Raw genomic sequence first — 26,205 nt, 5'->3', positions numbered from 1 at the left:
CCCCTCTTAATAATTGTAATCAGGATGATTTGCTTTCCAAGTATCAATCTTATTTTTTAGTTTTACGTCCGGAACAAAACACTCTTTATCAAAAGATGTTCCCCCATTAGGATTCTTGCCGGATAACAACGGTATCGTTGATCTATTTACAATAAAAATATTCTTCAAAATATCGGTTACAATAACGGGATCGCTCATTGGTTCGCCAGTAATAAAATCAATATATTCATCCGGCATACGGATAGAAAGTTGACTGATCGCATCACGCATCTGTTTGGCTTCTTTTAGTGCCGTTCTCACTTCATTTTTAAAACACTTAAAATAGGTTTTGATAAATCCGGACGTTTCTTCGTTTTTAAGAGCTTTTTTCAATTTAATTAAACCGCTGTCTAATAGCATTTCAGAAGCTAAAAGGGGAAGATGCGGCTTAAAGGCAGCCTCTAATTCTTTGACCTGGCGATTTATCAGTTTAATACTTAAATTACCCTTAGCTGCATTCCAAGCATCTATAAATCTATGTCTCAACCCATACTTCAATATGAAATCTTCTTTCTGTTCAACTGAAGCAAAGTAAAGATAGTCTGCCTGTTGATTCAATGACATCCCTTGCAAGCAATAATTAAAATGAACACTATCAAGATGTGGAATAAGGATTGCCATCTTGGACAGCGGAAGATAAGGCAAAAACTGCATCAATCTCTGTTTAACTAAAAAATTGGCAGCCACAATGTCTACAAAAGTTATCTTCGTAATGAAATCCTCTAACTCTTCGAATTTCTCTTCTACGCGTAGAGTATTCATTGCAGAAGCTTCTTCCAATTGCAGCTTGCGCAAGGGCAATACTGTATTAGAATAAACATGCTCTAAGCCTTCTTTCAACGAGAATTCACGACCTTGGAAATAAATTAACTTTCCCCTAGCCGTGGCCTTTATTCCCTTTGGGAGGGAAGCAGATTCCTGCATAATAGCTCTCACACCAAGGAAGGGCAGAAGTTCTCTTTTCTCCTGTCTATTTAAGGGTAGTGAACGTACATACTGTAATATATTGTCATTTGCAGCATCAAACAGCATTTTGGAAAGATCATTCCTCTTCCTGAAGAATTGAAAATAGGCCAAGGCTCTCTCACCTTGCAGCTTCAACCGCATCCAATCCAAAACTTCTTTCTCTCTTCGCAAATGCAATAACTTATTTACAAGAGGTACTTCCACCTTAATGTTGTGATGGGAAAAGCTACAAAGCAAAAGACTGCGCAAAATACCCGGATTGTCTTCCATCTCTAATGCAACGGGAAGAAGTGCTTTGATTTGGTCTTCCGTTATACCCCAGCCCTGCACAAAATTGTCTAAAGCCTCCGAAATATTCAAATAGACACAGAAATATAAAATATCTTCTTTCTTACTTACCGGAGCCAAGCTTACATAGCGTTTATCAATAGACGCCAAATAACAGAAGGTCGGGCTTTCACAACTTGCAGTAAGCCATCTAAGGGTCTCCCAAGGAAATATAGGTGTTATTTTTTTGAAGATGCTGCGGTTCTTATGAGTGATATGCTCAAATATTGTGGAGGGGGGGGTCAAACGGACAGCTAACCCTCCCACATTATCTTCATTGATATAGGGAAGTATAGCCTCTGCAAATTCATTATCATTGTTTAGCACCACATCAAAAAGAATGAATTGATTACCTCCGTAAATATTGATGACGATTTCTTTCTTTAGCGGTTCTGAACATAATAGGAACAATTTCAGACGTAACTCTTTGTATTTTGAAAAAGATTCGCACACAAATAAGCGCCTTAGAATGCCGTCATCCAGTAATTTCAAACTATTATATGCTTCAAGAATAAGGAGAAGAGTCCTCTCTGTATTTTTGGCGATCTCTTTACTAAACCAGCCTAAAGAGTTCTCGGTGAATGGAATATTATTCAAGACAAGCTTTAGCTTATTTTCGGATACTGATCCGAAAACTATACGCAATAAATCCGCTTCCCCTTCACTCAAAGCATTCTCGAACAATGCATCCACAAATAAATCTTCTTTTCCAAATATTTGGTCTAATCCGCTGACATAGGCCAACTCATTCCAAAGCTGAGGATATAATTTTGGATTACGAAAAAACACATTCGCCATCGAACCCTTAAGAAAAACCGAAAATTGTTTTTGCGCAATTCCTTTTAGAAACTCGTTCTTCAACCACTCATTCATTGCCTGCAATAGAAATGTAGCCTGAATGCCTGAAGCTAATCTTGCAATGATATGCATCTCAAAGCCTATCACATCTACCGCGAGGTTTTGCTTCAATTGTGGAGGCTGTTGCTGGTTTCTTTGTTCCAAAAAATGCTTTGGAGACTCAACGCTAATAAACTCTAAAAGATTTATTAATGCATCCTCTGCAAAATTAAGCCGGTCTAAAAGAAGGGTTGAAAGCTCTCTATCACGCTTCAAACAAGCACAAAGTAAAAGAATCTGTAAAAGACACCGTGGGAAAGTCTTAATTGCCTTCTGAATGAATTCAACTCCCTGCACAATCCTAAGAGAAAGAAAAATATCTCCCCAATACATCTCCAACCCGGGAACCTTCTTATCGGGATGTTTTATTCCGAAATAACTTCTAAGCTCTTCGTAAAACTGTTTCTGCTTTTTTTTCTCTCCAATTTCTAAAAGCATTTTTTGTGCTGAAAAATCATGCAACAAAAATGCATACCGTAAAAATTTACAAATTAGATTTACAGGATAACTTTTCAATTGAGAGACCAGAGCGAGGTCAAAACAGAAGAAGGGAGTATTTAAACTTTTCCTTAGAAAATATTTTATATAACTATTTAATTCTAACTCATCCAGACAAAGAAAAATACAAGCGTTGATAAACTGGCTGTCAAAATTATTCCCCTGCAAAAGGTCTTTTAAAAGCTGAAGGTCTCCGCTAAGCATACAAAATCTTATGAGCTTTAACATCTGGTCACTATCAAGCAAGCTAGCAAGAGGAGAGTGAGCCTTAAGGGCTCTTGATATTAATTCAGGGGAACCGTTCTTTAGGAAAGTTGTAACACCACCTTGCATCTCTGTCAGTATGTTACTAAAAAGCTGCTTCCACTCCTCACTCGTATCGATGTTGACCTCATCAAAGTAGCTTAACACAGTTTTATCTTGTGAGTCGGTCCTATTGACAACCTCTTCCTTCTCTTCTATAGGCAAATGCGAACAAATCCAAGTTAACGCCTTGAGTTTCTCAAGACGGCTGCAATCTGACTTGATCACTTCAAATAAGACAGAAGGCATGCTTGCATACTCTCTACGCAAAATAAAGCAATGCATTGCTGTTAATACTTCTATAAGGGCTTGCTGCCGTTTACCTTCTTCCTCCGCACAATAGGTCACTCCTGAAATCAACTGCGTAAAAAAATCGATACAACCAAAGACTTCTTCCTTTCCGACACACTTTGACAAAGGCAAAAACTCTAAAGGTGAAGCTCTCAACTTCTCCTTAAATCCGGGACAATTGAATACATATTTCACTAAGCTCAAATAGTGTTCGATATTTCTAAGGAGATAGGCTCCGTCACTACTATTGAAGATGTTATATATTTCGAAAGGAACAACGACATCTTTATCTAAATTTACTCTCTTAGTCCCCTCAAGCGATTTATTATCTAAACTTACCCCTTCTAAAAGCAAATGAAGAGCAACTATTCTTAAATTGATTTGCTCGGGTAAGCTTTTGCTAAGATAAATTGCACCATAGTAATACTTTCTACTAATACAGGAATGATACATACGCAAGATTGCCGCTTCGTCAAACCCCAAAAACGGCCATAAGATAGATAGATTTCTAGCTTTATGATGTATCAAAGACAGTGTAAATACGTTTCTTAGGACGCATGCGGGAAGTGTCCTTACACATGCAACAAGCTTTGTCTCATCCTCATATAAACTGTTTCTATACCCTAACATTGACCCTTTCGAGCTAGGTAATGTCGAATAAGGTATTCGTATAACTTCTTCTCTCAATAAATGACGAACCAATAGGCTCCAGGCATGATTTGAGAAATTCACTAACTTATATTCAGCAAATATATCATTAATTTTTCTGAAAAATTTACATAGTATCAATGCGTGTTCCAGATTTTCCCTCTCATACAGCTTGCTCAATAGGCTATTTGAAAGAAAATCACTGCATTCTATACCGGAAGTTCTCACAGCTCTCTTAATGAAGTATTTTAACATTTCTAAAGATCTTTCTTTCAGATCAAGCAAAAGGCTCATCTGAAACATCTCTTTATTCAAAGGATAGCAATCTAAAATCCTTAGTCTAACTCCGGAAAACTCCAATTCTAACATCGAATGTAAATCTTTTAACGCAGGCCTGTGGGCATCTTCTAATAATTCTAGTAAAAACACGGATATATTTTCCCGTATCCCACGTGTCAAGTTTTTGAAATCTTTTCCTAAATATACTCTTAAGGACTGCTTATGTTCGGGGATATCTAACAAAAATGCCAATACGCTGCATAGAGCCTTGGTTTTATCCTCCGTCAAAATTTGAAATGATTTTTCCTTAAATAACTGCAGTAATAGCATTAATTTATCTGCAGGTGAAATTTTCGCATTAAAAAGAAATTTAAATATTCGATATGTATCGATTGTAGATGCTTCTAGAAGGCGATAGATCTCGTTTTGTACGTCAACTACTTCTTTCCTCGGAAATATTAAACCAAAGATAATAGGATTGATGGGACATCCGTACGTAATATATTCCCAATAATTTTTTAGTAACTTCTTCTCACGGATAAGATAATTAAGTTTTTGTACAAATTCTTTGTTATCTTCAATTATTTTATGCTCCAAAGTAGTACTAACAGCATCAATTTCTCTAATACAAGAATGTAAATGCGTATACGCTTCCTTAACAGATACTACAAGGGGATCTACTCCTGACACGACAAACCTCAATAAAAAACCCACATAGGTTAATTCATCTAATCAATTGTTATTAACAGAAATTACTATTTGAAATTTCTATGTAGGGGTAGCGCTTAAGATATGAAAAGCCAAATCTCTCGAAAAGATGCCCCAATCAGGTATGGAATGGGTTACCTCAAACTGAAAAAGTATTTTCAGTTTGAGGTAAGAGAAAGCAAAGAAAATTTAAACATAAGTTTATAATATTATTCATAAACCGGATTTTCTTTAATCCATTCTGAAATAGTGGCTTTTAATTCCAGATCAGATTCTGCGATATGCTTGCTAAATGAGCCGCCACCAATAGGGCTTTTGTTATTCAATAAAGAAAGGGTTGAGCTATCCACCCTGATCCTAGCATTATTTTCATCCAAGATAACAACAGGATTTATCATGATCTCAAGAGTTATCGGATCCTTATATTCAGGGGGTACTACAGCAGCACCTTGAAATGAGTTCAATTTCACATAGGTTTCTCTTACTTCAGATAATGCGCTCTTAACGCACTCCTTGAAAGCTTGGAAACCGCTAATAATAATAGAGGAAGTTTCTACACTGTTTTGAAGGACATTTTCTAAATCCACAAGAACACAATCCAACTGCGGTTCGATAGTAATTAATCTAATGTGCTCCTTAAAATTCAACTTCGCATGGAAAAGTTTTGAGGAATCCTCCATAAGCGCATTAATGTTTTCTTTTGCTTTATTCCAATGATCTACAAAGGAGTGTTTCAGCCCTACACAACTCAAAAAGTGTTCTTTTTGTTGGATAGAGGCAAATCGCAAGTACCGGTGTTGTTCATTCAAAGGGAGTTGTGTCAGAAAATGGCTGAAAAGCTCCCTTTCTAGAAGAGGAATAAGAACTGCGCATTTAGATATAGGTAGATAAGATAAAAACCGTATTAATTCTACCCTAAGTGCAGGAGCACTCGATGCTATGTCTAGAATAGAAATTTTTGAAATAAAGCACTGAAGCTGTTTTGACTTCTCTAAAATAACGACATTATTAGACTCGGAAGGTTCTTCCAACTGAGCTATCTCCAGGGGTTCAATAATGTGTTGGATGCAGTATCTAAGGCTTGGAATGAGCTCGAAATCATATCCATCCCACGAAATGATCTTAACAACCTCCATATCATCCTGAACCATCTTTTCAGCTACCTCAATGATAGATGCGACCTCAAGAAAAGGCAAAAATTCCTTTTGCTCATTCTCATCTAAATTCAATGAGCGTACATAAACCAAAGCACTTGCACAGCTTTTGTCAAAAAGCATTTCACAAAATTCAGACCGATTTTTAAATATTTCAAAATAAGCACCCACATTTTCAGATTGGAGTTTGTGACTCATCCATCCCAACACTTCCTTATACATTTCCCATCGTAATAACTGATCAATGATGTGGAATTCATAACGAATATGTTGTTGAAGAGAAAAGGCATTAAGCAAGACCAATAGAATTTTGCGGTTATCAATACCTTGTGAAAGGTTTAGCGCCTGTGAAGTAAGGGTCTCCAAAAGATCGTAACTCTTATTCCAAACCTGGAAGAAATTCAGTAAGGCCTCTGAATGATTTTTCTCTATACACAGTTCGAGTATAACTCTCATTTCAGCTTCAGGAGCAAGTTTAGCATACTCCGTCCCTAGCGACGCCAAATAGCAATAGCGTTTTATCTCCAAATTACGGGTGAGTTCTACTAAATGTTCCGAGGGCACTAAGGGTAATATTTTTTTAAAAATACCTCGATTACGGCGTGATATATAGGAAAAAATTGTACAATGATGGTCATCTTGTCTGCTTACAAGCTCTTTGCCAGATTCAGACACTATTAAAGGTAGGGTAACTTCTGCTAGTTCGTTATTATTATTCCTTACGACTTCAAATAATATAGAAGGGCCATGAGGGCCCTTGTACACTTGAAACATTCTTTCTTGCATCGATTTTGATAGGAAAGAAAAAACCCTCGCTGAAAACTCTCTATATTCCCTTAAGGCGTTTTCACCAAAAAGCTTCTCTCCCAAGGTATCATCAAATAACTTAGCCTTTTTAAAAACCTCTAGCAGCAAAATAAGTGTCTTTTCCACATTGAACAAAATAGTTGTGGTGAAGCAATGCACTGTAGATTGAGTTCCCCTCAGCTGAAGAAGGACATCTTTTAAGTTTTCAAATTCCAAAACTTCAAAGATCTTTTTTAGAAAAGCTACCATTCCATTCTTCAGGCCGATCTTGATTAATGGAAAGCAATTCACATGTATCCTGTTAAGAATAATATGTAAATCGGGCAGGTCCACGAAAGCTTCAAAAAGAGCAGGATATTTGTCCGGTTCTTGAAAAAAATGATGAGCTTCAGAGCCCGACAATATATTGTAGAATCGCTCCTGATGCAATATTTGATGGTTTGAAGTCCCGCTTTTCCACCAACCATCCAATATACCTAATTCCACCTGTGTTTGTTGAGCAGGTGGAAGAAACTGAATCACATTGAGTGTTACCAAGTGGCTATAGGGAAGATATCTGAGATGGTTTAAAAGATTTAAAATTGCCTTAGGACCAAAATTCAAACTATTTAGTGCATTGAATATTGTAGTTTGGTCACTCTTCAATATACCGACATGCAGGGCAATAAACGCAAATACTTCAGGAATACTGAATACTCTTCCTCTTTGTTCCGTCAGTCTACCCTCAGTTGATTTTATCGCACGTTTTTCAAAATAAGCGGTAAGCTCTTGAAAAAGTTCATTTTCCCCCTCACATAAATGCAGGATATGTCTCTGCGTATGAAAATCATCTGCAATAAATGCATAGTGAAGAAACCTAATTTTTATCGCTAAGGAGGCTGAAGTTAATAGTGAGAAAAGTGAAGAACAGAATTCAAAATTCTCCGCTTTAATGACTTTTCTCAGCACATATTTTAGAAAGGCATTCTTTTCTTTTATGCATAAGCACAGAAGCAAAAAGTGATTAATTTCATCATTGCTGAGGGAAACCTCTTCCATAATCTCTCTAAAAAAGCTGCTATCTCTTATTGCAATACAGTCTTCTAATACAGTTTTTTTTTGATCTGAAGTTAAAAATCCGGCTAGGCTAGGATCTAATTGAAGGCTTGACCAAAGCAATTCTTTTCCGGCACATATCACAAAACGTTCTTTGCTACCGTTTAATAAGTAAAGCATCGCCGTATAGGTCTCTACCCATTCCTCATGGAACACAAAGTTCAATGGATCTATGTAATTTAAAACCGTCTGTTTACTACTATCCAAGCGGTTGATTAACTCTTCCCGATCTTCTTCAGAAAGAGCCGAAAGTACCCACTGCAGGGCTTTTATTTTCTGGTCATCATTGCTTAAGCTATCATGAATAATCTCAAACAATACAGAGGGAGAGGTCTGACTAACGCGTCTCTTCAAAAAATCCGTTAAAGAGGCCTCAGCATTTTCTCGGGCTTCCACAAATTCTTCATCGTTTTCTTGCGGAAGCTTTGATAATAAAGATTCAAAAAAAAGTATGCCTGTAAAAATATCACTTACTCCGACGGTTCCTGCCAATTCAATATAACGGTAAGGCATCTCCCCCACTTTATTATGCAGATCAGGATACATCAAAATATATGCTGTGAGACGAGGGTAAGATGCTATATTCTGAAATAAAAATTCGGAATGCTCACTTTCAATAATCTGTGAGATTTCATCTCTAATTTTCCCCGACAAGTCCGCTGCAACATTTTTCTCATTAGGACATTCGCCATCCCCTCCAATATCTATAGCTATTTTGTGAAGTACTTCTAACTTTAGCTCAATATCATTTGTTAGGGCTCTACAAAGAAAGAGGGCGCTTTGATAATATTTTTTCTCTTTGCAAAGCATGAGCAGGCGTATTATTGCCATTTGATCCAAGCCTATTGAACTCCATAAAAGTTCCAGATTTGGGGCATTATGGTGCATAAGCGAATAGGTAAATGCCCTTCTTTTAAGGAGTATTGGCATGCTGGGTATAGCATCTCTAAGCTTGTTTACGTCATTGATATGACTTAACAAATAACTGCTAAGGGAAATATTTCTGGCAGGAGTGATTAGATTAGGATCCTGTGCAGCCTCTTCTTCCATCAGCTCAGAAGCTTTTACCACTCTCACCCTATTCGAAAAATCCAGCAAATTGTATTCAGCAAATAAGTCCTGAGTATCTCTCATCACCTTTAAGATGCTTTTAAACACTCCATTGCATTTTCGTTGGCATAACTTAGTAGCTATAGTCAAATTCAATCCCGAAAAGCCAAAACTAAATCCTGGCATATTCAAAGCTAACGAAAGCAACAAACGTAAATATTCCCATGCTTCTGTTTGAATAGCTTTGCAGATATGATGACGGAATACATCCACAGCATACCTCTCTCCGCTAAATAGATCTCTGATCTTTTCAGAAGGCTCTAAAAGATCAAAAATAAACAGAGTCGTCTTGAAGGGCAATTTTCTACTGTAGTCTTCAAAATTGTCTCTAATGTGAGAGATAATGGGAAAACGATGAAGAGGATGCCCCAAAATTATTTGTAGCAGAGAACATATCCCTGCAAGTTTGTCATCCGTGGGAATAGAATCACGCGCCTTGCATTCACTGAGATAATCAAGGAATAGATCAAACTTTTGCAAGGGCGGGCATTCTAACCTGTGAAGGTATTTTATTAGCCTGTAAGTATCTAATGAATCCGCAGACAAAAGTCGAAGGATCTCGGCAATAATTTCATCCTGAGATAAGGATCTAGAGCACTCTTTTTTGAAAATTAGATCAAAGGCATAGTAATGGATAGGATTGTCGCATGTAACAATATTCCAATTATTCTTTATTATTTTTTTATGATCTCTAAGATATTGCAATTCGCTTTCAGATGGTAGAGTACTTTCAAATATTTTATTAGTACAAATTGGATTAGATCTAAAATGTTCTGAAATAAAATAATTAAAATGAATGTACTTTTCCTTAACATGATTCAGATGCAAGAACACAAAAACCCCTAATTGATATTAAATAAAAAATGTTTCGACATCATAATCAGGATAAATAATAATTTCAACAATAAGTTAAATTAAAATTGGTTTAAAACAATTCACACACATTAAACAAATATTTATTTTCTTCCTCATTGTCCTTAATTTTTAAATAGAATAAATTAAGAAAAAACAAGTTGAGGTATGACTATGACTAAAGAATGGTGGGTGCTAGCCGCCTTTTTATCGCTTTGCTTTGTAAGTGAATCTATAGGCTCCTATTTTACTGCATTATCAGTAACTGATTGGTACCCTACATTAAATAAACCCTTTTGGAATCCACCCGGCTGGTTATTCGGCCCCGTATGGACATTCTTATATGCCTCTATGGGTATCGCTGCGTGGCTTGTATGGAAAACAGTGGGAAAAATTTCCAATGCTCCCCTGGCATTTTTCTTCTTCCTACTACAACTAGTCGTGAATACTGTATGGTCCCTCTTCTTTTTTACGTGGAAAAATCCGGTCTTCGCTCTCTACGACGTCATTCTCTTAGATGTGCTAGTACTCATTACAACATACTTATTCTGGCGTATCTATAAACCTGCAGGCTATCTAATGCTGCCTTATCTAGCTTGGATACTTTATGCAACCAGTCTGAACGCCTATATCGCATTTAACAATTAATGTATGTCCCTCTCGCTGAAAAAATGCGCCCCAATGATCTTGCAGATGTCGTCGGCCAGGAACACCTCCTCGGCCCCGGCAGCCTCATCTCCTCAGTAATAGAGAGAAAAACCCCTCTTTCACTGTTGTTATGGGGTCCCCCAGGCTGCGGTAAGACCACTATCGCACGCCTTTATGCCAAAGCCTTCGACGCTAGTTTTTTTGGCTTAAGTGCAGTCCATAGCGGTACAACAGAAATAAAAAAAATCATTCAGCAAATCCAAGATAATCCCTTGCTTCATAGACTTGCAGTCCTATTCATCGACGAAATCCATCGTTTTAATAAAGCACAGCAGGATGTTCTTCTCCCCTTTTTAGAAAAAGGCACCTTCGTCTTAGTCGGCGCCACCACAGAAAACCCCTCTTTCACCCTTAATAATGCCCTGCTATCCAGATTGCGTGTACTGACACTTAAACCTCTTGACGATTCTGCACTAGAAGTCTTGCTAAAACGTTATGAAGAACGACACTCCCCCCTCGGTTTGACAGAAGAGGCTAAAAACTATCTTATCGGCCTATCCCATGGCGATGGAAGATACCTTCTTAATCTAATTGAAAATATCCAAGGTGTCTTCCCTGAAGGCATTGAAATCCCTTTGGAAGAACTTAAAAACCTCTTACAACGACGAGCCGCCCTCTTCGACCGTCAAGGCGACGGACACTATAACCTTATTTCTGCCCTGCATAAATCTGTCCGCGGATCAGATCCTGACGCAGCCCTTTATTGGTTTGCTAGAATGCTTGAAGGAGGAGAAGACCCGTTATACCTAGCGCGCAGGCTCATCCGGATGGCTGTAGAAGACGTCGGCTTAGCCGACCCGCAAGCACTGCAAATTGCGATGAACGCACGCGAAGCTTATCATGTGATGGGGTCTCCCGAAGGCGAACTTGCCCTAGCCCAAGTTGTGGTATATCTCGCTTTAGCCCCAAAAAGTAATGCCCTCTATACAGCCTTTGGAAATGCAAAGCGCTGTGCGGCTCAAACAGGACAGCTGCAGCCGCCTGCGATTATCCTCAATGCTCCGACTAAGCTCATGGAAGAGCTAGGTTATGGCGACGGATATCAGTACGATCATGAACAACCCGATGCATTTTCAGGCCAGGAGTATTTCCCTGATGGAATGGCGCATCAGCACTTTTACCATCCTGTGGAACGCGGTTTTGAGAGGGAAATGGTCAAGAGGATGGCCTACTTCCAACGACTTCGTCAAAAGCGGCTGTAATGAAGTTTGTGTTCCGCCCAGCAAGAAGCCTCTCTCTCTTCTCTCTCTCTTTCTCTTTCTGTAGTGTTATTTTACAGCGCAAGTTTATTGCGGATAAGGTTAAGCAATACACGCTCTATCCAACGGACACCGTGAGGATGAAACGGCGACCCTAGAAAACCCATATGTCCTCCTCCGGTAGCCTTCAACACCTTCACATTCTTCGGAAGATGTAGGTCATATAATGTATGGATATCCACCACAGGATCATCATCAGAACAGATGATGTCGCAAGGAACCGTGATATCACTGATAAAAGGGGCACAACTGCTAGATTCATAATAATGTTCTGCATCGCGGAATCCCCAGCGTGGGGCAGTATGAAAATCATCAAAATCTTTGATACTCATACGGTAAGGCAGCTTTGGAGGATTAAGTTCAGGGTTATTGTCCGCCCACTGCTTATACTGCGATCGCAAGCGCACCACAAAATAGGTTTGGTAGAATCCTAGCTTTGTAGCCAAAATCTTTTGCACAGTTTTGCTCAAATCAAAAGGAGGACATACGGTAACCATCCCTTTAAGATAGTGTCCCATTTCCTCTTTCCTCTCACCGGCTAATTTCAGCAGGATGTTTCCACCCAAAGAATACCCGAGCGCAACAGTAGGAGACGTTTTTACTTGAAAGTGCTTGACGATATTAAAGATATCATCGCTGAGACCTCCGTGGTAAGGGCGAATGCAGCGGCAGCTCCTATAGCGAGGTCCGCAGCTGCGCAAATTTGCCCTTATCACGCGATGCCCTTCTTCTAGTAAATGCTTGCCCATGCGGAGCATATAACGCGAATTCTGATCCCCTCCCAGTCCGTGCACCATGATTGTCGTCGGTTGATGGGGGTTCCATAAAGTGGGGCGCGACTCTTCACATGATAGCTGATCGCCATCAGATAAAGTCAGGGTGTGATGGAAAAAAGGGTGATGCAATTTATGCCTACGTCCCAAACTTCCTAATACAGTCTGTATATGACCATTAAGGAATCTCCCCGGAAATTCTAAACGTTCAATTTGCATCCGTGCTTTTACCTACTAATCAGGATTTTTTGGGCTTTTCGGGCGGGTTCGATCAGGAATATATGGGTTTTGCCCTTATATATTCCATAACCAACCATTTGACCTATGTCATTAATATCTGTAGCTTCTATCAGAAAGAAGTCTCCACCGGGATTTTGTATCAATGCGTTCAAATCGCGAGGATACTCCCCTTGCATTTGAATAATAGCACGCCCATTTAGCGAGCCTACAAATGTACCTGCGCTATTCATTGCCGCAATACGGAAGCCGCCTTTGGTCACAGTCTCAAAATTCTCGTAGCAGGGCTCCCAGTGGAATATAGAGTGATGCTCAGGATTACTGGCACAATAATAGGATCCATAAACAGTACCATCAAAAGCAAATAGCCCATTCGAATATTTGACATTGCCCGGAGGTTTTTTACAAGTATCGGCTAATATTAAGAAACCGCCCTTAGGATGCCACAAGTAAGGTTTATTCCAACAAGAGCTGCTATCATTAGCATAGACATACCCCTTATCGGAAATTGTCCACGCGACGCCTGGATACAGAATATTGAGCGGCCCGTCGGGACAGCGCATTACACCATAATACCCTAAGCAATTGCCGCAATCTTTTTCCAAAGTTCCAACTACCATGCCTGCATCATTCAAGTCCCGGTAGAAAACTCTTCCACCATCATCACAGTGACAGCCGATGCCTATTGCATTCATCTTGCGGCAGTTGGTGCTAGGCCATAAATACCAAGAAGGTGAACCATTATCTTCAACCACGGAAGCTAAAATTGTTCCATTCTTTGCGATAGCATGAAAGTGCGCAAACTTGGCATCAAACGGCAAGCGGCGTACTTCCAAAGTACTGCTCCACAGTGCTCCCCCACAACGGGTATTATAAATAATGTCTCCGGAACTATGGATGCGGGGAGCATAGCTTATCGGTAAATTGAACCGAGATAGCTCTTCCCATGACATATCAGTCTGTGCAATGTCCACCACAGCATAGTTTTTATAGAAAACGTCTTCGTTGCCAGTGGGAGCTTTTCTACCAGCCTCCAATCCTTGAAACAACATTAAAAAGCATAGAATGATACTCGCTATTCCCCATCGCATTTTGTATGAACCTTTTTTAATCATCGGTTTTTTATAGCATTTAAAACCTTTCTGCATAAATATTTCAAACCGAAATCCAAAGTATTTTACCCATCTTATCCATATGGCATCTTTTCCCCCCTTACTTTCTCCCGGTGATACTATCGCCCTCGTCGCACCTGCAAAATACATTGAACAAAACGAAGGGGAATTAACTGCAAGATATTTAAATTCAATAGGTTATAAAACAGTCTTCAGTAATAACCTCTATGCTAAAAATGGGTATCTTGCCGGAGAAGACCAAATACGTGCGGCCAACTTCACCGAAGCTTGGTGCAATCCTGAAATAAAAATGCTGTGGTGTGTGCGTGGTGGTTTTGGTTCTACACGCATACTTGAATACCTCGACTACAAAAAATTACGCTCCCATCACAAAATTCTCGTCGGCATGAGCGATATCACAGCACTTCACTGCGCCCTCCAAAAAGAGCTGGATATCATCACATATCTTGGGCCGATGCCCTATAAACTTCTTATTACAGCAGGCGACGCCGCAGAAAAAGAACATTCGCTAAAACATCTATGGTCCATGATTCAAGGCGCATACTCACTTGCAGATCATACTCTAACATCCCCGCACCTAACGCGCACCCTTGTTGCTGGAATTAGTCGTGGAAAGCTCGTCGGCGGTAACTTGTCTCTTATCGCCAGCCTTATCGGCACTCCCTGGCAACTAGAGACTCAAGGCAAAATCTTACTTTTAGAAGATGTCAATGAAGAACCCTATCGCATCGACCGCATGCTACGCCAGCTTAAACAGTCGGGAGCTTTGCAAGCACCTGCCGGCGTCATCCTCGCATCCTGGAAGGGCTGCGCTGCAAGCTCTCCTTCTCAAAGCCTGACCCTAGATGAAATTTTCGATAGCTATTTCAAAAATGAATCTTATCCTTCCTTTATCGGTTATCCCAGCGGACATACCGATGCACAGCTAACCCTGCCGCTGAATGCTATGGTAGAATTAAACTCCAACTCCTATCAAATCAATCTTATAGACTCGTATTGAAAGGACGCCGGCAGCATGGATAACTTAGCACACATTCTCCTCCACGAAGGACCCAAAAAGTTATATGCCGGTCACAGTGCAATATTGATTGACGAATTATACTTAACTACTTATACTTCTAACTCTAAGATAAATGTTCGCTTAATAAACATTTGAGGACAAATGGCTAAACAAACAGATGAAAAAAAGGGCAAAGTTAAACGCCCGACAGCCCTCAAGCGCGATATACAAAACTCAAAACGCCGCTTGCTAAACAAGGCTTACAAAAACCAAGTTAAGACTGCTATTCGTAAACTAGAAGAGACTGCTAAGAGTAAAGACGAAGCAAAAATCTCCGCATCTCTTAATGAAGTCTATAGCCTAGTTGACAAAGGCGTTAAACGTGGCGTATACAAAAAAAATAAAGCTTCGCGTACAAAATCCCGCCTCGCAGCGCACGCTTTTGCTTCAGTATAAATTTTAGGGAAGATTAGAGGGCACTTAAACCCTCTTATCCCCATTAACAATTTGATAGAATATGACACGATGTAAGTCATTCTGCTTCTTACTTGTTGTCTGGGTAGTTTCACTTGTCCAGCTTCATAGCAACAACGTCCCTTCAGCTTCCTCATATAATCCCTCAGAAACTTTAATGATCCGCATGCGAGACGGAACATTCCTACCTACTGATATTTACTTACCACCAGATCTATCAAAAAAATACCCTGTTATCCTTATACGCAATCCATCTGGACGACAATCCGAGCCTTGGATCACTTTTGCAGATCTTGCTAAAGCAGGTTTCATCGTTGCATTTCAAGATACACGCAGCGCATTGGATACTGAAGGTAAAACAATGCCCTATTTTTCCGACGGCTGGGGAGAGCAAAAAGATGGCTTTGATGCCGTAGAAGCATTAGCAAAATACCGCTTTTCCAATGGTAAAGTCGGAACTGCAGGCTACTCAGCTCCCGGTATTACACAACTCATGCTTGCACCCACAGCTCCACCTTCCCTTTGCGCTCAACATATCGGCGTTGCAGCATCCAATCTTTACGAACACGCCATCTATCCAGGGGGATGCTTACAAAAAAACCAAGTAGAAGGATGGCTAGGCATGTATGCCAAACACCCTTCCATGATGGACGTCTTGCAAGAAGAACCCCTCTACAATAATTTTTGGCAGAACTTCAATACCATTGAAGTCGCAGATAAAGTCTCAGTCCCAGCCTTAATGTACGGCGGATGGTATGATACATTCCTTCAAGGAACCATCGACGCATTTATTGCGCGTCAGGAAAGAGGAGCGGAGGGAGCCAAAGGTACGCAAAAACTGATCATAGGTCCCTGGACTCACACTTGGCCACGTAATACAAGACTTGGAGAGTTCGATATTCCTGCTACAGGAAAAAGCCCCCCTTGGGATATTTCTCCTCTAGCGTGGTTCAATCACCACTTGAAAGGGCATTCATCGCCCATAGAAAATGTCCCCCCTGTAACCTATTACGTCATGGGCCCCTTTGACGGCTCATCATCCAAAGGGAATATTTGGAAAACAGCCCCAGCTTGGCCTGTCCCAGCACAGCTTACCCATTTTTATTTGGCTGATGGCGGACGCCTGCTTAAATCCGAAGCGCCCGACACACTCATTAAACAAACCTACACCATCGATCCGTCTAATCCCGTCCCCACTTTAGGCGGTCCCAACCTCTTTCTAGAAGCGGGACCCAAAGATCAGACCTCCATTGAAGCTCGTGAAGACGTCTTGACCTATACAACGGCCCCCTTAGCAGAAGACACTGAAATCACCGGACGTCTACAAGCAAAAATCTACTTCCAACGCCCTACCCACAATGCGGATATTATTGTCAGACTTTCAGATGTATACCCTGATGGAAAAAGCATTCTAATCCACGATGGAGTCTACCACTATTCCGCTAAACAGCCCGGAATCTGCTATAACGACATCACTCCGCAGCTTGCTCAAATAGATCTATGGTCCACCAGCATCGTCATTGCCCAAGGGCACCGTATTCGCGTATCTATCAGCGGCTCAAACTACCCCCGCTACGAGAAAACTAGCCTTCCTCCAACCACTCATATCGGCGCCACAAAAAAATACAGCCTAACCTTTTTAACAGGCGGCGATTTTGCATCCCATATCATCTTACCTTTAGTAGATTGACCTTAGCCTAATAAACCGCTATTCTCCAATCAATCAACGGTATAAGGTAAGAACGTGCAAATCATCATCTTAGCAGCAGGCAAAGGCTCTCGCTTAGGGAACCTAGCATATCCAAAGGCCCTTACTCCGCTCGCTAACGGCGAAACAATATTGGGCCGCCAAATAAGACAAATCCAAAAACTTATCCCTGAAACTCTTATCCATATTGTTGTCGGCTATCGCAAAGAACTCATCATAGAGCAGTATGACAAACTGAATTTTATTATTAATGACAGCTTTGCCACAGAGAACACTGCAAAAAGCTTGTTGCGTGCTCTAAAACCTAGTCAAGGCGATATTCTTTGGATGAACGGCGATGTTGTTTTTCATTCCGAAGCATTAGAAACCCTTTTGAATACTGGGCCCACAGCAATGCTTGTAAATATAGGACGTGTTGCTGAAGAAGAGGTTAAGTATCGTTTGAATGACAATGGCGATATTGCCGAAACATCTAAAGAAGTTCAAAATCCCGTAGGCGAAGCTGTAGGCATAAATTACTTCAATGAAAAAGATGCACGTCTTTTACAAGCGGCACTCATTAACTGCAAACAGAACGACTATTTTGAAAAAGGCATCGAAGTCTGTATTCAGAATGGCATGCAAATTCATCCGGCTACCATTCCTTACGATCGCTGTGTAGAAATAGATTTTCCTACTGATCTAGACCGTGCCAATCAGCTCCTAGCCCAATGGGAGTAGCCTAGTAAGAAGCTGTCTGTAGCCATCCCTTTATCTCCGCTAACTAGCTTGCGATTACCGACTCAAAGCTATGTTTATTTTTGCAGTAAGTATAGTAAAAGATGGTTCTAGAAATATTAATGATTGGTTATTAATATTTACAACATGCACTTACTATGCTAAATTAAAAAGATTACAATTTTTTTAATATCTTAAATAGAGGTTAATATGAAAAGTATTTTATTGAATTTATTTCTTTTTAGTTATTTCAGTTCAGTTGCAGCATCAGGATTCTTCCTTCCAGAAGATTTCGCTGTTTACACAGATGGCAAAATAGTTATCAATTGGCAACCTTCAGAACGCTACGAAAAGAAAATGTTACCTACCTTTAACCATTATCAAGGTCAAGATGGCGGCTATGTGGCAATCTACACACACGACAAAGAAGCTGCCGTGTATGGTGTGGGTGGCGATATTTATGTGATAGGCCAAATACGGGTCCAAGGCCATTACGATGGACGTATTTTTATCCCTAAAGGCTACAAGCGCGGTGATAACATTACTCAAGATCCTGAATTGCTAGAAATCTGCGCTACATACTTCCCTTCTATGTCAGGCAATATGTGGGTGGGTGGAGATACCGGCGGCTGGTTTGGAATCCAAAATACTTCTTCTCCATCAGACCGTCCTTCTAGAAGACCTTGGAGAAGGTAATACTATTCTCTTCTACTTGACGTGCCTTCGTCAATGCGACGAAGGTTCAACGGTGGCAGCTGGGACGGTGGGGCTCGCCAGTTTCCTTGATCTTATCAAGGCGTTTTTTTAGACTCTGAACTTTGAGTGATGAACGCTAAGTTCAGAGTCTTTTTATTTGGAGGATCATTCGCTTTTCTCCAATAAGACAAAGGCATCGGCTATTAATGCCCTTCCAAAAACATCTTCCTGCAGACAAAATAATCTTCATTACAGAACTTTAAGCTTGGATGGAGGGATAAAGATGGTGTGGGTGCTCCAATTATCATTTCATTTCCTTTTTGGATATGATAGGAAAGAGAGCAATTTTTCCCTATCAAAAGTTCTGAATGCGTCTCTCCACCTCCATTAACTATCCTCCACAAAGAGAATCTATTCCCTACGACACTGTGTAGAGATAGATTTTCCTACTGATCTAGGCCGTGCCAATCAGCTCTTAGCTCAATGGGAGTAGCCTAGACATAGTCCAGCAAGAAGCTTCTCCGCTTTCTTTGCACCCTAACATTCATAAAACGCTATACAAACCATGCCAATGATAACTTGCGCTACTAACACTTTTTATGCTTTACCCCAATAGCACAATCCTGATACAAAACTCCTATTACCTTTTGACTAACGACACAGACACAAGACTTATCGCTAATGAGCTATAGTACACAACTCGACCTATTCAAAGCTTCTGAAGCTGTAGAAGATATTAAGGGTGCTTTTAAACTTCTTGCCAGACAATTGGCGGAGACTCAAGACCTCTTCAACCAGCAGCAGCAATTCATCGGATCGCTCTATATCGATCTAAAAAACGATTCCGATGACTACGCCTACCGCATGAAATGCCTCGAAGAAAGAAATGCCTAATTTTGAATGTTAGCGCACATCACTAACGCGCGCTCAATAGTCTTTTTCCAAGCTTTTTTAGCCTCTGCAGCGGCAATTGCAGGAATTAAAACCTGTTCGATTCCTTTGTAGTGGTATGCTTCACAGTTAACGCCCATATCAAGCATCACTTCACGGACAGAAACAACATTATTCATGACATCATCGACAAAAATAACTTTCTGAGGTAGGTGTCCTGTTGCTTCAAAAAACTCTTTAAGAACCTTTCCTTTCGGATTGATTAGCCCATTCGAAAAAATAACGCCTTCTCTATAATAGGGAAGTGTTCCAAAGTTCTTCACGCCGTTAGTAAATTCAAATGGAGCGATTTCAGGAAAAGATCTGCTGAAATCTATGCCAAAACCTTTAAGTTCTTGCAGGCGGCGTTCAATATTATCTATTCCTTCATAGGAATAGGTAAGCTGTGCTGTCAAGGCTAATGCATGGTGTCCATGATCATAGATAGCTTTTAAGACGTCAGGAAAAGTATTTTCTACTAAGGTTCTTTCAGGATCTGCAGCAATCAAGCTGTACATCATCTCTTCTTGTTCTTCCCCTAGTACAGACACTAACGGATCTAAATGTTGCTGATGTCTTTGGAATGTCAACGGATGAAAGACGAGGTCTTTTGCCATAGTGATCACGAGATCTACATCAAAAACAAAAAGCGCCTTGGGCTCATTGGGGGATAAATTTTCTACAAGCTCAGTAAAGGTATATAGTTCCATTTGTAAACCACTGATTTAATCTTCAAAAAGGAAATAAGTATAAACCAGAATCCCCGTACCGTAAAGGTAAAATGTAAAGCTGCTTTACATTGCGACTAGACAGATCTCCTTAAGTGCTATATTCTATTGAACTAACTAAGACGAGTTCTCTTTATGACAGTACTTACCCCCGCTGAGATGCAAGCAATTTACACAAATTTACAGCCTTTTCAAATCAGAGCCCAAGAAATCATTCATAGGCATGTAGAGGGATTAGATAAGTCCTCAAAACTGAATGAAGCTTATGCTTATGCTTTGACAAATGGAGGTAAACGCTTCCGCCCCGCAGCAGTCTTTATGCTAGCCGACGCATTAGGGGGAAAGTATGATGTATCCCAAGCTGCGCTGGCAATCGAACTATGCCATACAGCATCCCTTATAGCCGACGACCTGCCTATGATGGATGACGATAATGAGCGCCGTTCAAAACCCTCTCTCCATAAAGCGTATGATGAACCAACAGCCTTGCTTGTCAGCTATGCGATGATCGCTGATGCTTATGCGGCCATCTCTGCCAACGCACGCGTCCTAGAATTAGCAGGCAACCCTTTAAGCGCTCAAATAGGATTGGTTGGCGTAGAAAGCGCATCCTATAATACAGGGTTGCAGGGAGCTTCAGGCGGGCAGTATTTAGACCTATTCCCTCCACAACTTTCTGAAAGTATTCTCAGAGAAATTATTCACAAAAAAACTGTTGTGCTATTTGAAGTAGCATTCGTTTTGGGATGGATCTTTGGTGGAGGAGATTTAAACTCTTTGGATAAGGTCAAAAAGACCGCTTCCCACTTCGGAACAGCTTTCCAAATTGCAGATGATCTTGATGATCTGCAACAGGACGCCTATAACCAGCATAGCGTCAACTATGCCGCCTTCTGCGGAGAAATTAAAGCTAGAGAAGTGTTCCACGCGGAAATTGAAGGATATTACAAGACGCTAAAAGAGCTGAGGATCGATTCCCCAGCTCTACGTGATTTAGCACAACTGCTACTACAACTGGCTGGCTAGTCGTTAGCATCCGCAGTGTCAGGCGCTTCAACGCGGACAATGTTCTTTAGCGAACCCTTATCCTTGATTTTCTCCATGATCTGCGCTTCAATTTCTTCCAACATACGATGATTTGAAATCAAAATTTCGCGTACAGATTCACGGCCTTGGCCCAAACGCTGGCTGTTATAGCTGAACCATGCACCCTTCTTATCGATAATCCCTAGGTCTACGCCTAAGTCAATCGCTGCTCCTGTGCGTGAGATGCCCTCGTTGAACATGATGTCAAACTCAGCAACTTGGAATGGAGGCGCGCATTTGTTTTTAGCAACTTTCACTTTCGTACGACGGCCCACTTCCTCTGTTCCGGACTTGATGCTACCGCTAGAACGGATATCAAGACGGATAGAAGAATAGAACTTTAACGCACGGCCGCCCGTTGTCGTCTCTGGGTTACCATACATCACACCAATCTTTTCACGGATCTGGTTGATGAAGATCGCACATGTATTACTACGTGCCAAAGTAGCCGTTAGTTTACGTAACGCTTGCGACATCATACGCGCCTGAAGACCTACGAAGGTATCTCCAATCTCGCCATCAAGTTCTGATTTAGGCACCAACGCCGCAACAGAGTCGATAACAATGACATCCACAGCATTAGAACGCGCTAGCATCTCGGCAATATTAAGCGCTTCCTCTCCACAGTCCGGCTGCGATATCATCAGATCATCCAAGTTAACTCCAATCTTCTGCGCATAGGCTGGATCCAGTGCATGCTCAGCATCAATATATGCTGCTAAGCCGCCTGACTTTTGCGCATTCGCCACAATATGCGTAGCCAAAGTAGATTTACCTGAAGACTCAGGTCCGTAAATCTCAACAATACGACCACGCGGCACACCGCCTATCCCTAATGCTACGTCAAGCGTCAATGCGCCCGTCTTTATAACCTGGAAATCCCTTTCCAACTGGTGCCTACCCAACGACATAATCGCGCCATCGCCAAACTGCTTTTTAATCAGCCCAACAGCTTGTTCTAGTGCCTTCTTCTTATCAACATCCGGTTGCGAAGCCATAACCTTATCTCCTATTTTTTATCTACAAAAACGGCCCCAGCATAAGCGATATCTCATATGCACCGCCACTAAAATCCCAAGGCAGAGCTTCGCCCTGCACCCGCCAAAGGACTGCATCATTTGGAATCCGCGCCCTTTTTTCACTTACTTGGAAGCATGTTTGCTTTTGTGTGAGAACAAAATAATATCACCAGCATTTATTTGTATGATGCTGTCTTCCTTCATTCACAAACCTATTGATATAATCCAATTGCACCCTGTTAACAGGAACAAATCCTAGCTTTCAGAATGTTTTTCTAGCACGTTGTAGTTTCGAATGAAGTGACGGTATTCAGGATGTCTTGCTGCAGCATGAAGATAGTAGATGGGAACTATAGACAACTCCTCGAGAATTTCCTGTAATCGAGGTTTATCCCTCATAGCAAGTGATCCTTCGCTTTTAGGAAGTGAACAACTTATGGCTTCGTCCAAAAGTTCTTTTAAGTTGAGCTGGTGGAGGTTTCCTTCTTTGTGTAATACAAATTCTTTTGATATGCATGCTTCCCTATAATTTACCTTTTCTTCTTTTGCTCCGTGTATTCTACGAAGCATTTTCTTTTGAGAGACCGCAGGAAGTACGCTAAAAAGAACTTCTAATGAAGGGTTAGATAATTTTTTACTAATTAAACCAATATTATTATTTCTAACCAGTTTTACAAGTACATTACAGGGGAAATATAGAGAAACAGAACACATTTTATTTAGCCAATAATTAATATTGTAATTATCTGTTTGAAGCGTATTCAATAATTCATTAACAGCCTTTTCGATAGCTTCTGAGGTAATTTCATCAGATAAAGAATTGTATAAGGAGATAATTTTAATGATATGTGCTGCAGGATGTTGGAGAGAAATAGTGGATAAACTAGCTTCAAAATGCTCGGGAAGTATAAAACTGCCCCTATCTTGAGTAAAATGCTCAACAAAGGAATCCAACACGATAGAGGACAAATCGCCTATTAATTGGGCAGAGTGTGCCTCTGCAGAGTTGTCCTTATCCAAAATTGTTAAATATATTTTTATTAGATCAGAGAGACATGCCTGAGTTGGTTTCCATACATTTAATATTTTTTTGAGTAGAGCATTTTTATGCTGAATTAAGCACAAATTTATGAGGTCTATTACTTTCAAATGACCCAGCTTTTCCATTAAATCCTGAGTAATTAAACTATCTTCTATTTCAAGTAGCTCAAGACATAATGAAGCAGGAAGCATTTTGGCATGCTGTGCAAACCCTGCTTTGGTATGGATTAAAATATCCTTGAGAATCTCATGCCATCTAACACCTAATTCACTTCTCCATACGACAGGTGAATCTGGTGCAAGGATTTCACCCTCCCTGCAAATGTCATATAAAACACTAAAGCCACTTTCATTTCGTCGTGAATATACCTCTTCCTTTATGTCTGCAGGTATATTTTTACATAACCAAGCAAGAATTTCTACTTTTTCATTTACATCCGATACGACACGTACAATGGAAAATAAATTGGACGGACATGAAATGCTGCCTCTGAGACAAAATGTTCTAAATGTTTTCTGTAAGAAGGGGTTATCGGGAGAGATAGATAGGAAATGCTGGAAAAAATTTATAGCGGGGAAAACATATAAGGTTTCAAAAGAAATATGCTTCCACGGGAAACTATCTAACATAGATTCACTTATAGATCCTAGAATATGGCTTAAGAATGGAAAAGCTCTAATAAAACATTCGATGAAAGTATTTGGATTTTTGAATTGTTCAAATAGGTATATTAAAATGTTACAAATGACTTTTGCTTTTGTAGGGTTTGTAGCAGGGATAGAATGTTCAAGCCTCTCTAAAACTTTTAAAAATATATCAAATGTTTGAATAGCATTTTCATTTAAGCTTTTCAACAGTGTGAAGATTGTAAAAGTATTTATGGTGGGGCTGGATAGTGCTTTTTCAAGTTCTGCTTCAATCTGCTTAGAGTCTTGCAAGGAGGAGGGAAATAGTATATTAAAAACAAAAGGATCCACTTGAATGTCGTCGGTAATACATACCCAACTTGCTATAATCAAATCCTTTTCTTTATTTATTAAAGTAAAATACTCACTTTCTTTCATTACCTCCTGAGCGAACTCAAGAGTTTTATTCTTAGGGCCTAATGAAGTCTTTGCGCGAACACAGCTATTTATTTCAATGAATGCTGTTTTTATAGAAGATAATGACTCTGATGGTGTTGGCATAATTTAAAATTCCTTATTTATAAGGTATTATAAATAACATTGATAGAGCTTTACATTAAAGAATTTACAATCGAACCAACAAAAATATCATCGACAGTACTACCCAAGGTGTTTGTTTCTAGTGTGGTCATAAAATACCTTCTGTTTGCTTTATGACCCTACTTTTTTTGAATCAATTTCTTCCAAAACTTTCTCTTATTTTTTCAAATGTCCAAACTCCAGCCAAAGAACTGCGTCCTTTAGCGGGCGTGGATAGTGAGGAGTTCGTTCCAGTTGGTGGTGAAGGCTGGGGATTGTAGGTCTTGGCGATTTTTCCAGGATTTGAGGAGGCCTTCGGCAGCAAATTGAAGGGTGTGGGAGCCGTAGCGTTGGTTGATGGAGTCTAGGGCGAGCATAGCTTGGGAGTGTTTGATATTTTTGGGTGAGGGAGGAGAGAAGAGGTCAGTTTGGTAGGCGTTTTCTTGGACGATGTCAGTGAGGATAATGCCCGATTTACGGTAGTTTTGGCCGGGAGAGAAGAGTTGTTCTATGCCTAATTTAGCGTACTTGATGAGCAGGGGTGCGAAAGATGTAGGTGTGGGCAAGGTAAAGTGAACGTAGGTTGTTTGGGGTGTTCCTGGGATATAGGGATGTGGGGAGAGGAAGATTGAAATGCCTGAGGCGAGGGAATTTTGTTCGCGGAGTTTTTCGCTGGCACGTGCGGCATAATGTGCTGTGGCTTCCCATGCATCTTCGATAGTGTTTACAGGTCTTCCATAGCTACGTGAACAAGTTATGCTCTTTTTTGGCTCAGGAATTTCGTCAAAAGAGAGGCAGCATTGACCGCGCAGTTCCATGACGGTGCGCAGTCCTACGACGGAGAGATGTTTACGTATCCAGTTGTCGTCACATTGAATTAGGTCGTAGGCGGAGTGGATGTTGAGGCGTGAGAGTTTTTGTGATATTCGCCTTCCGATGCCCCATACATCTTCCGGAGCCATTTTTTTCAGTTCGTTTTCCCATTCCTGGGGTTGAGAAAGAATACAAAAGCCTTGTAGAGATTTCTTTGCTAGGCGTGCAGCGGCTTTAGCTAAAGTTTTTGTGGGAGCAATGCCGAGGGAGACGGGAATTCCCGTCCATTGGAGGATACGGCTGCGAAGTTTCCTGGCGAAATCTACCGGGTCGGCGTGGTGTAGATGTATGAAGGCTTCATCGATGGAGTAGACCTCCACATCTGGAGATAGGGTTTCCATTGTTTGCATGACGCGGCTGGACATATCGCTATAGAGGAGGAAGTTCGCGGAACGGACGATGACATGGTAGTCATCAATAAGTTTGCGGTATTGAAAGAGTGGCGCTCCCATGGGTATGCCCAGGGCTTTAGCTTCATTCGAACGCGCGATGATACATCCATCGTTGTTGGATAGGATCACAACGGGTTTATTATGCAAACGCGGATTAAATACACGTTCGCAAGAAGCAAAAAAGTTATTGCAGTCCACAAGAGCATAAAGCCCTTTAGGATCATTTTGATTAGCCATTAGAGTGGGAAAAA

At 40.6% G+C, this 26,205-nt stretch carries 17 protein-coding genes; 9 read left to right on the top strand and 8 right to left on the bottom strand.

Going from position 1 to position 26,205, the window contains the following annotated elements; genetic code table 11:
* Nucleotides 1-6: 6 nt before the first annotated feature.
* Entirely contained in the window at nucleotides 7-4,938 is a 4,932-nt protein-coding gene (locus tag WC222_03530) for a hypothetical protein (GenBank protein MFA6915443.1), read from the bottom strand.
* Between the two features lie 227 nt (nucleotides 4,939-5,165).
* Nucleotides 5,166-9,827, bottom strand: a complete 4,662-nt coding sequence (locus WC222_03525) for a U-box domain-containing protein (GenBank protein ID MFA6915442.1) — start codon at nucleotides 9,825-9,827, stop codon at nucleotides 5,166-5,168.
* Between the two features lie 321 nt (nucleotides 9,828-10,148).
* Here WC222_03525 and WC222_03520 point away from each other — a divergent pair, with 321 nt between their 5' ends.
* Together WC222_03520 and WC222_03515 are read left to right on the top strand one after the other, a co-directional pair.
* On the top strand, nucleotides 10,149-10,622 hold the full coding sequence (locus WC222_03520; GenBank protein MFA6915441.1) for a TspO/MBR family protein: 474 nt from the start codon (nucleotides 10,149-10,151) through the stop codon (nucleotides 10,620-10,622).
* The gene (locus tag WC222_03515; GenBank protein MFA6915440.1) at nucleotides 10,622-11,884 is read left to right on the top strand and encodes a replication-associated recombination protein A; all 1,263 of its coding nucleotides are present in this window, start codon (nucleotides 10,622-10,624) and stop codon (nucleotides 11,882-11,884) included. The genes WC222_03520 and WC222_03515 overlap by 1 nt, the downstream gene beginning before the upstream one ends.
* Nucleotides 11,885-11,955: 71 nt before the next feature.
* On the opposite strand, the gene WC222_03510 is transcribed toward WC222_03515, so the two are convergent.
* Both WC222_03510 and WC222_03505 read right to left on the bottom strand, forming a co-directional pair.
* Entirely contained in the window at nucleotides 11,956-12,933 is a 978-nt protein-coding gene (locus WC222_03510; protein ID MFA6915439.1) for an alpha/beta fold hydrolase, read from the bottom strand.
* 8 nt (nucleotides 12,934-12,941) lie between these two features.
* A complete protein-coding gene (locus WC222_03505) occupies nucleotides 12,942-14,099 on the bottom strand; it encodes a hypothetical protein (GenBank protein ID MFA6915438.1) in 1,158 nt (385 codons plus the stop codon).
* A 46-nt stretch (nucleotides 14,100-14,145) separates the two neighbouring features.
* Between WC222_03505 and WC222_03500 the strand changes: the two genes are divergently transcribed.
* The 6 genes from WC222_03500 to WC222_03475 all read left to right on the top strand — a co-directional run bounded on the left by WC222_03500 (nucleotide 14,146) and on the right by WC222_03475 (nucleotide 19,573).
* On the top strand, nucleotides 14,146-15,084 hold the full coding sequence (locus tag WC222_03500; protein MFA6915437.1) for an LD-carboxypeptidase: 939 nt from the start codon (nucleotides 14,146-14,148) through the stop codon (nucleotides 15,082-15,084).
* Between the two features lie 162 nt (nucleotides 15,085-15,246).
* A complete protein-coding gene (rpsT, locus tag WC222_03495) occupies nucleotides 15,247-15,540 on the top strand; it encodes a 30S ribosomal protein S20 (protein MFA6915436.1) in 294 nt (97 codons plus the stop codon).
* A gap of 61 nt (nucleotides 15,541-15,601) precedes the next feature.
* The gene (locus WC222_03490; GenBank protein ID MFA6915435.1) at nucleotides 15,602-17,248 is read left to right on the top strand and encodes a CocE/NonD family hydrolase; all 1,647 of its coding nucleotides are present in this window, start codon (nucleotides 15,602-15,604) and stop codon (nucleotides 17,246-17,248) included.
* Between the two features lie 54 nt (nucleotides 17,249-17,302).
* Nucleotides 17,303-17,986 (top strand): phosphocholine cytidylyltransferase family protein, encoded by a 684-nt coding sequence (locus tag WC222_03485; GenBank protein ID MFA6915434.1) that lies wholly within the window; start codon nucleotides 17,303-17,305, stop codon nucleotides 17,984-17,986.
* A 207-nt stretch (nucleotides 17,987-18,193) separates the two neighbouring features.
* Nucleotides 18,194-18,679: a hypothetical protein gene (locus WC222_03480; protein MFA6915433.1), complete on the top strand. Its 486-nt coding sequence runs from the start codon at nucleotides 18,194-18,196 to the stop codon at nucleotides 18,677-18,679.
* A gap of 681 nt (nucleotides 18,680-19,360) precedes the next feature.
* Nucleotides 19,361-19,573 (top strand): hypothetical protein, encoded by a 213-nt coding sequence (locus WC222_03475; protein ID MFA6915432.1) that lies wholly within the window; start codon nucleotides 19,361-19,363, stop codon nucleotides 19,571-19,573.
* Here WC222_03475 and WC222_03470 read toward each other — a convergent pair.
* Nucleotides 19,570-20,319, bottom strand: coding sequence for a DUF2608 domain-containing protein (locus WC222_03470; GenBank protein MFA6915431.1), 750 nt, complete (start codon nucleotides 20,317-20,319; stop codon nucleotides 19,570-19,572). The two genes, WC222_03475 and WC222_03470, sit on opposite strands and share 4 nt — an antisense overlap.
* Before the next feature lie 153 nt (nucleotides 20,320-20,472).
* On the opposite strand from WC222_03470, the gene WC222_03465 reads away from it, so the two are divergent.
* Complete coding sequence (locus WC222_03465; GenBank protein MFA6915430.1) at nucleotides 20,473-21,363, top strand: polyprenyl synthetase family protein; 891 nt, start codon at nucleotides 20,473-20,475, stop codon at nucleotides 21,361-21,363.
* On the opposite strand, the gene recA is transcribed toward WC222_03465, so the two are convergent.
* The 3 genes from recA to WC222_03450 form a co-directional block, all read right to left on the bottom strand.
* Complete coding sequence (recA, locus tag WC222_03460) at nucleotides 21,360-22,421, bottom strand: recombinase RecA (GenBank protein ID MFA6915429.1); 1,062 nt, start codon at nucleotides 22,419-22,421, stop codon at nucleotides 21,360-21,362. The two genes, WC222_03465 and recA, sit on opposite strands and share 4 nt — an antisense overlap.
* A 276-nt stretch (nucleotides 22,422-22,697) precedes the next feature.
* A complete protein-coding gene (locus WC222_03455; protein ID MFA6915428.1) occupies nucleotides 22,698-24,671 on the bottom strand; it encodes a hypothetical protein in 1,974 nt (657 codons plus the stop codon).
* Nucleotides 24,672-24,910: 239 nt separating this feature from the next.
* Nucleotides 24,911-26,191, bottom strand: a complete 1,281-nt coding sequence (locus WC222_03450) for a Y-family DNA polymerase (protein MFA6915427.1) — start codon at nucleotides 26,189-26,191, stop codon at nucleotides 24,911-24,913.
* Nucleotides 26,192-26,205 lie beyond the last annotated feature (14 nt).

It is taken from the genome of Parachlamydiales bacterium (assembly GCA_041671045.1).
GTDB lineage: Bacteria > Chlamydiota > Chlamydiia > Chlamydiales > JABDDJ01 > JABDDJ01.
This window is presented reverse-complemented; position numbering and strand designations above follow the sequence as displayed.

Bases quoted from the DNA above. Each gene is read 5' to 3' on its own strand.
- WC222_03520 (MFA6915441.1), top strand. From the start codon at position 10,149: ATGACTAAAGAATGGTGGGTGCTAGCCGCCTTTTTATCGCTTTGCTTT.
- WC222_03515 (MFA6915440.1), top strand. From the start codon at position 10,622: ATGTATGTCCCTCTCGCTGAAAAAATGCGCCCCAATGATCTTGCAGAT.
- WC222_03510 (MFA6915439.1), bottom strand. From the start codon at position 12,933: ATGCAAATTGAACGTTTAGAATTTCCGGGGAGATTCCTTAATGGTCAT.
- WC222_03505 (MFA6915438.1), bottom strand. From the start codon at position 14,099: ATGCAGAAAGGTTTTAAATGCTATAAAAAACCGATGATTAAAAAAGGT.
- WC222_03500 (MFA6915437.1), top strand. From the start codon at position 14,146: ATGGCATCTTTTCCCCCCTTACTTTCTCCCGGTGATACTATCGCCCTC.
- rpsT (MFA6915436.1), top strand. From the start codon at position 15,247: ATGGCTAAACAAACAGATGAAAAAAAGGGCAAAGTTAAACGCCCGACA.
- WC222_03490 (MFA6915435.1), top strand. From the start codon at position 15,602: ATGACACGATGTAAGTCATTCTGCTTCTTACTTGTTGTCTGGGTAGTT.
- WC222_03480 (MFA6915433.1), top strand. From the start codon at position 18,194: ATGAAAAGTATTTTATTGAATTTATTTCTTTTTAGTTATTTCAGTTCA.
- WC222_03475 (MFA6915432.1), top strand. From the start codon at position 19,361: ATGAGCTATAGTACACAACTCGACCTATTCAAAGCTTCTGAAGCTGTA.
- WC222_03470 (MFA6915431.1), bottom strand. From the start codon at position 20,319: ATGGAACTATATACCTTTACTGAGCTTGTAGAAAATTTATCCCCCAAT.
- WC222_03465 (MFA6915430.1), top strand. From the start codon at position 20,473: ATGACAGTACTTACCCCCGCTGAGATGCAAGCAATTTACACAAATTTA.
- recA (MFA6915429.1), bottom strand. From the start codon at position 22,421: ATGGCTTCGCAACCGGATGTTGATAAGAAGAAGGCACTAGAACAAGCT.
- WC222_03455 (MFA6915428.1), bottom strand. From the start codon at position 24,671: ATGCCAACACCATCAGAGTCATTATCTTCTATAAAAACAGCATTCATT.
- WC222_03450 (MFA6915427.1), bottom strand. From the start codon at position 26,191: ATGGCTAATCAAAATGATCCTAAAGGGCTTTATGCTCTTGTGGACTGC.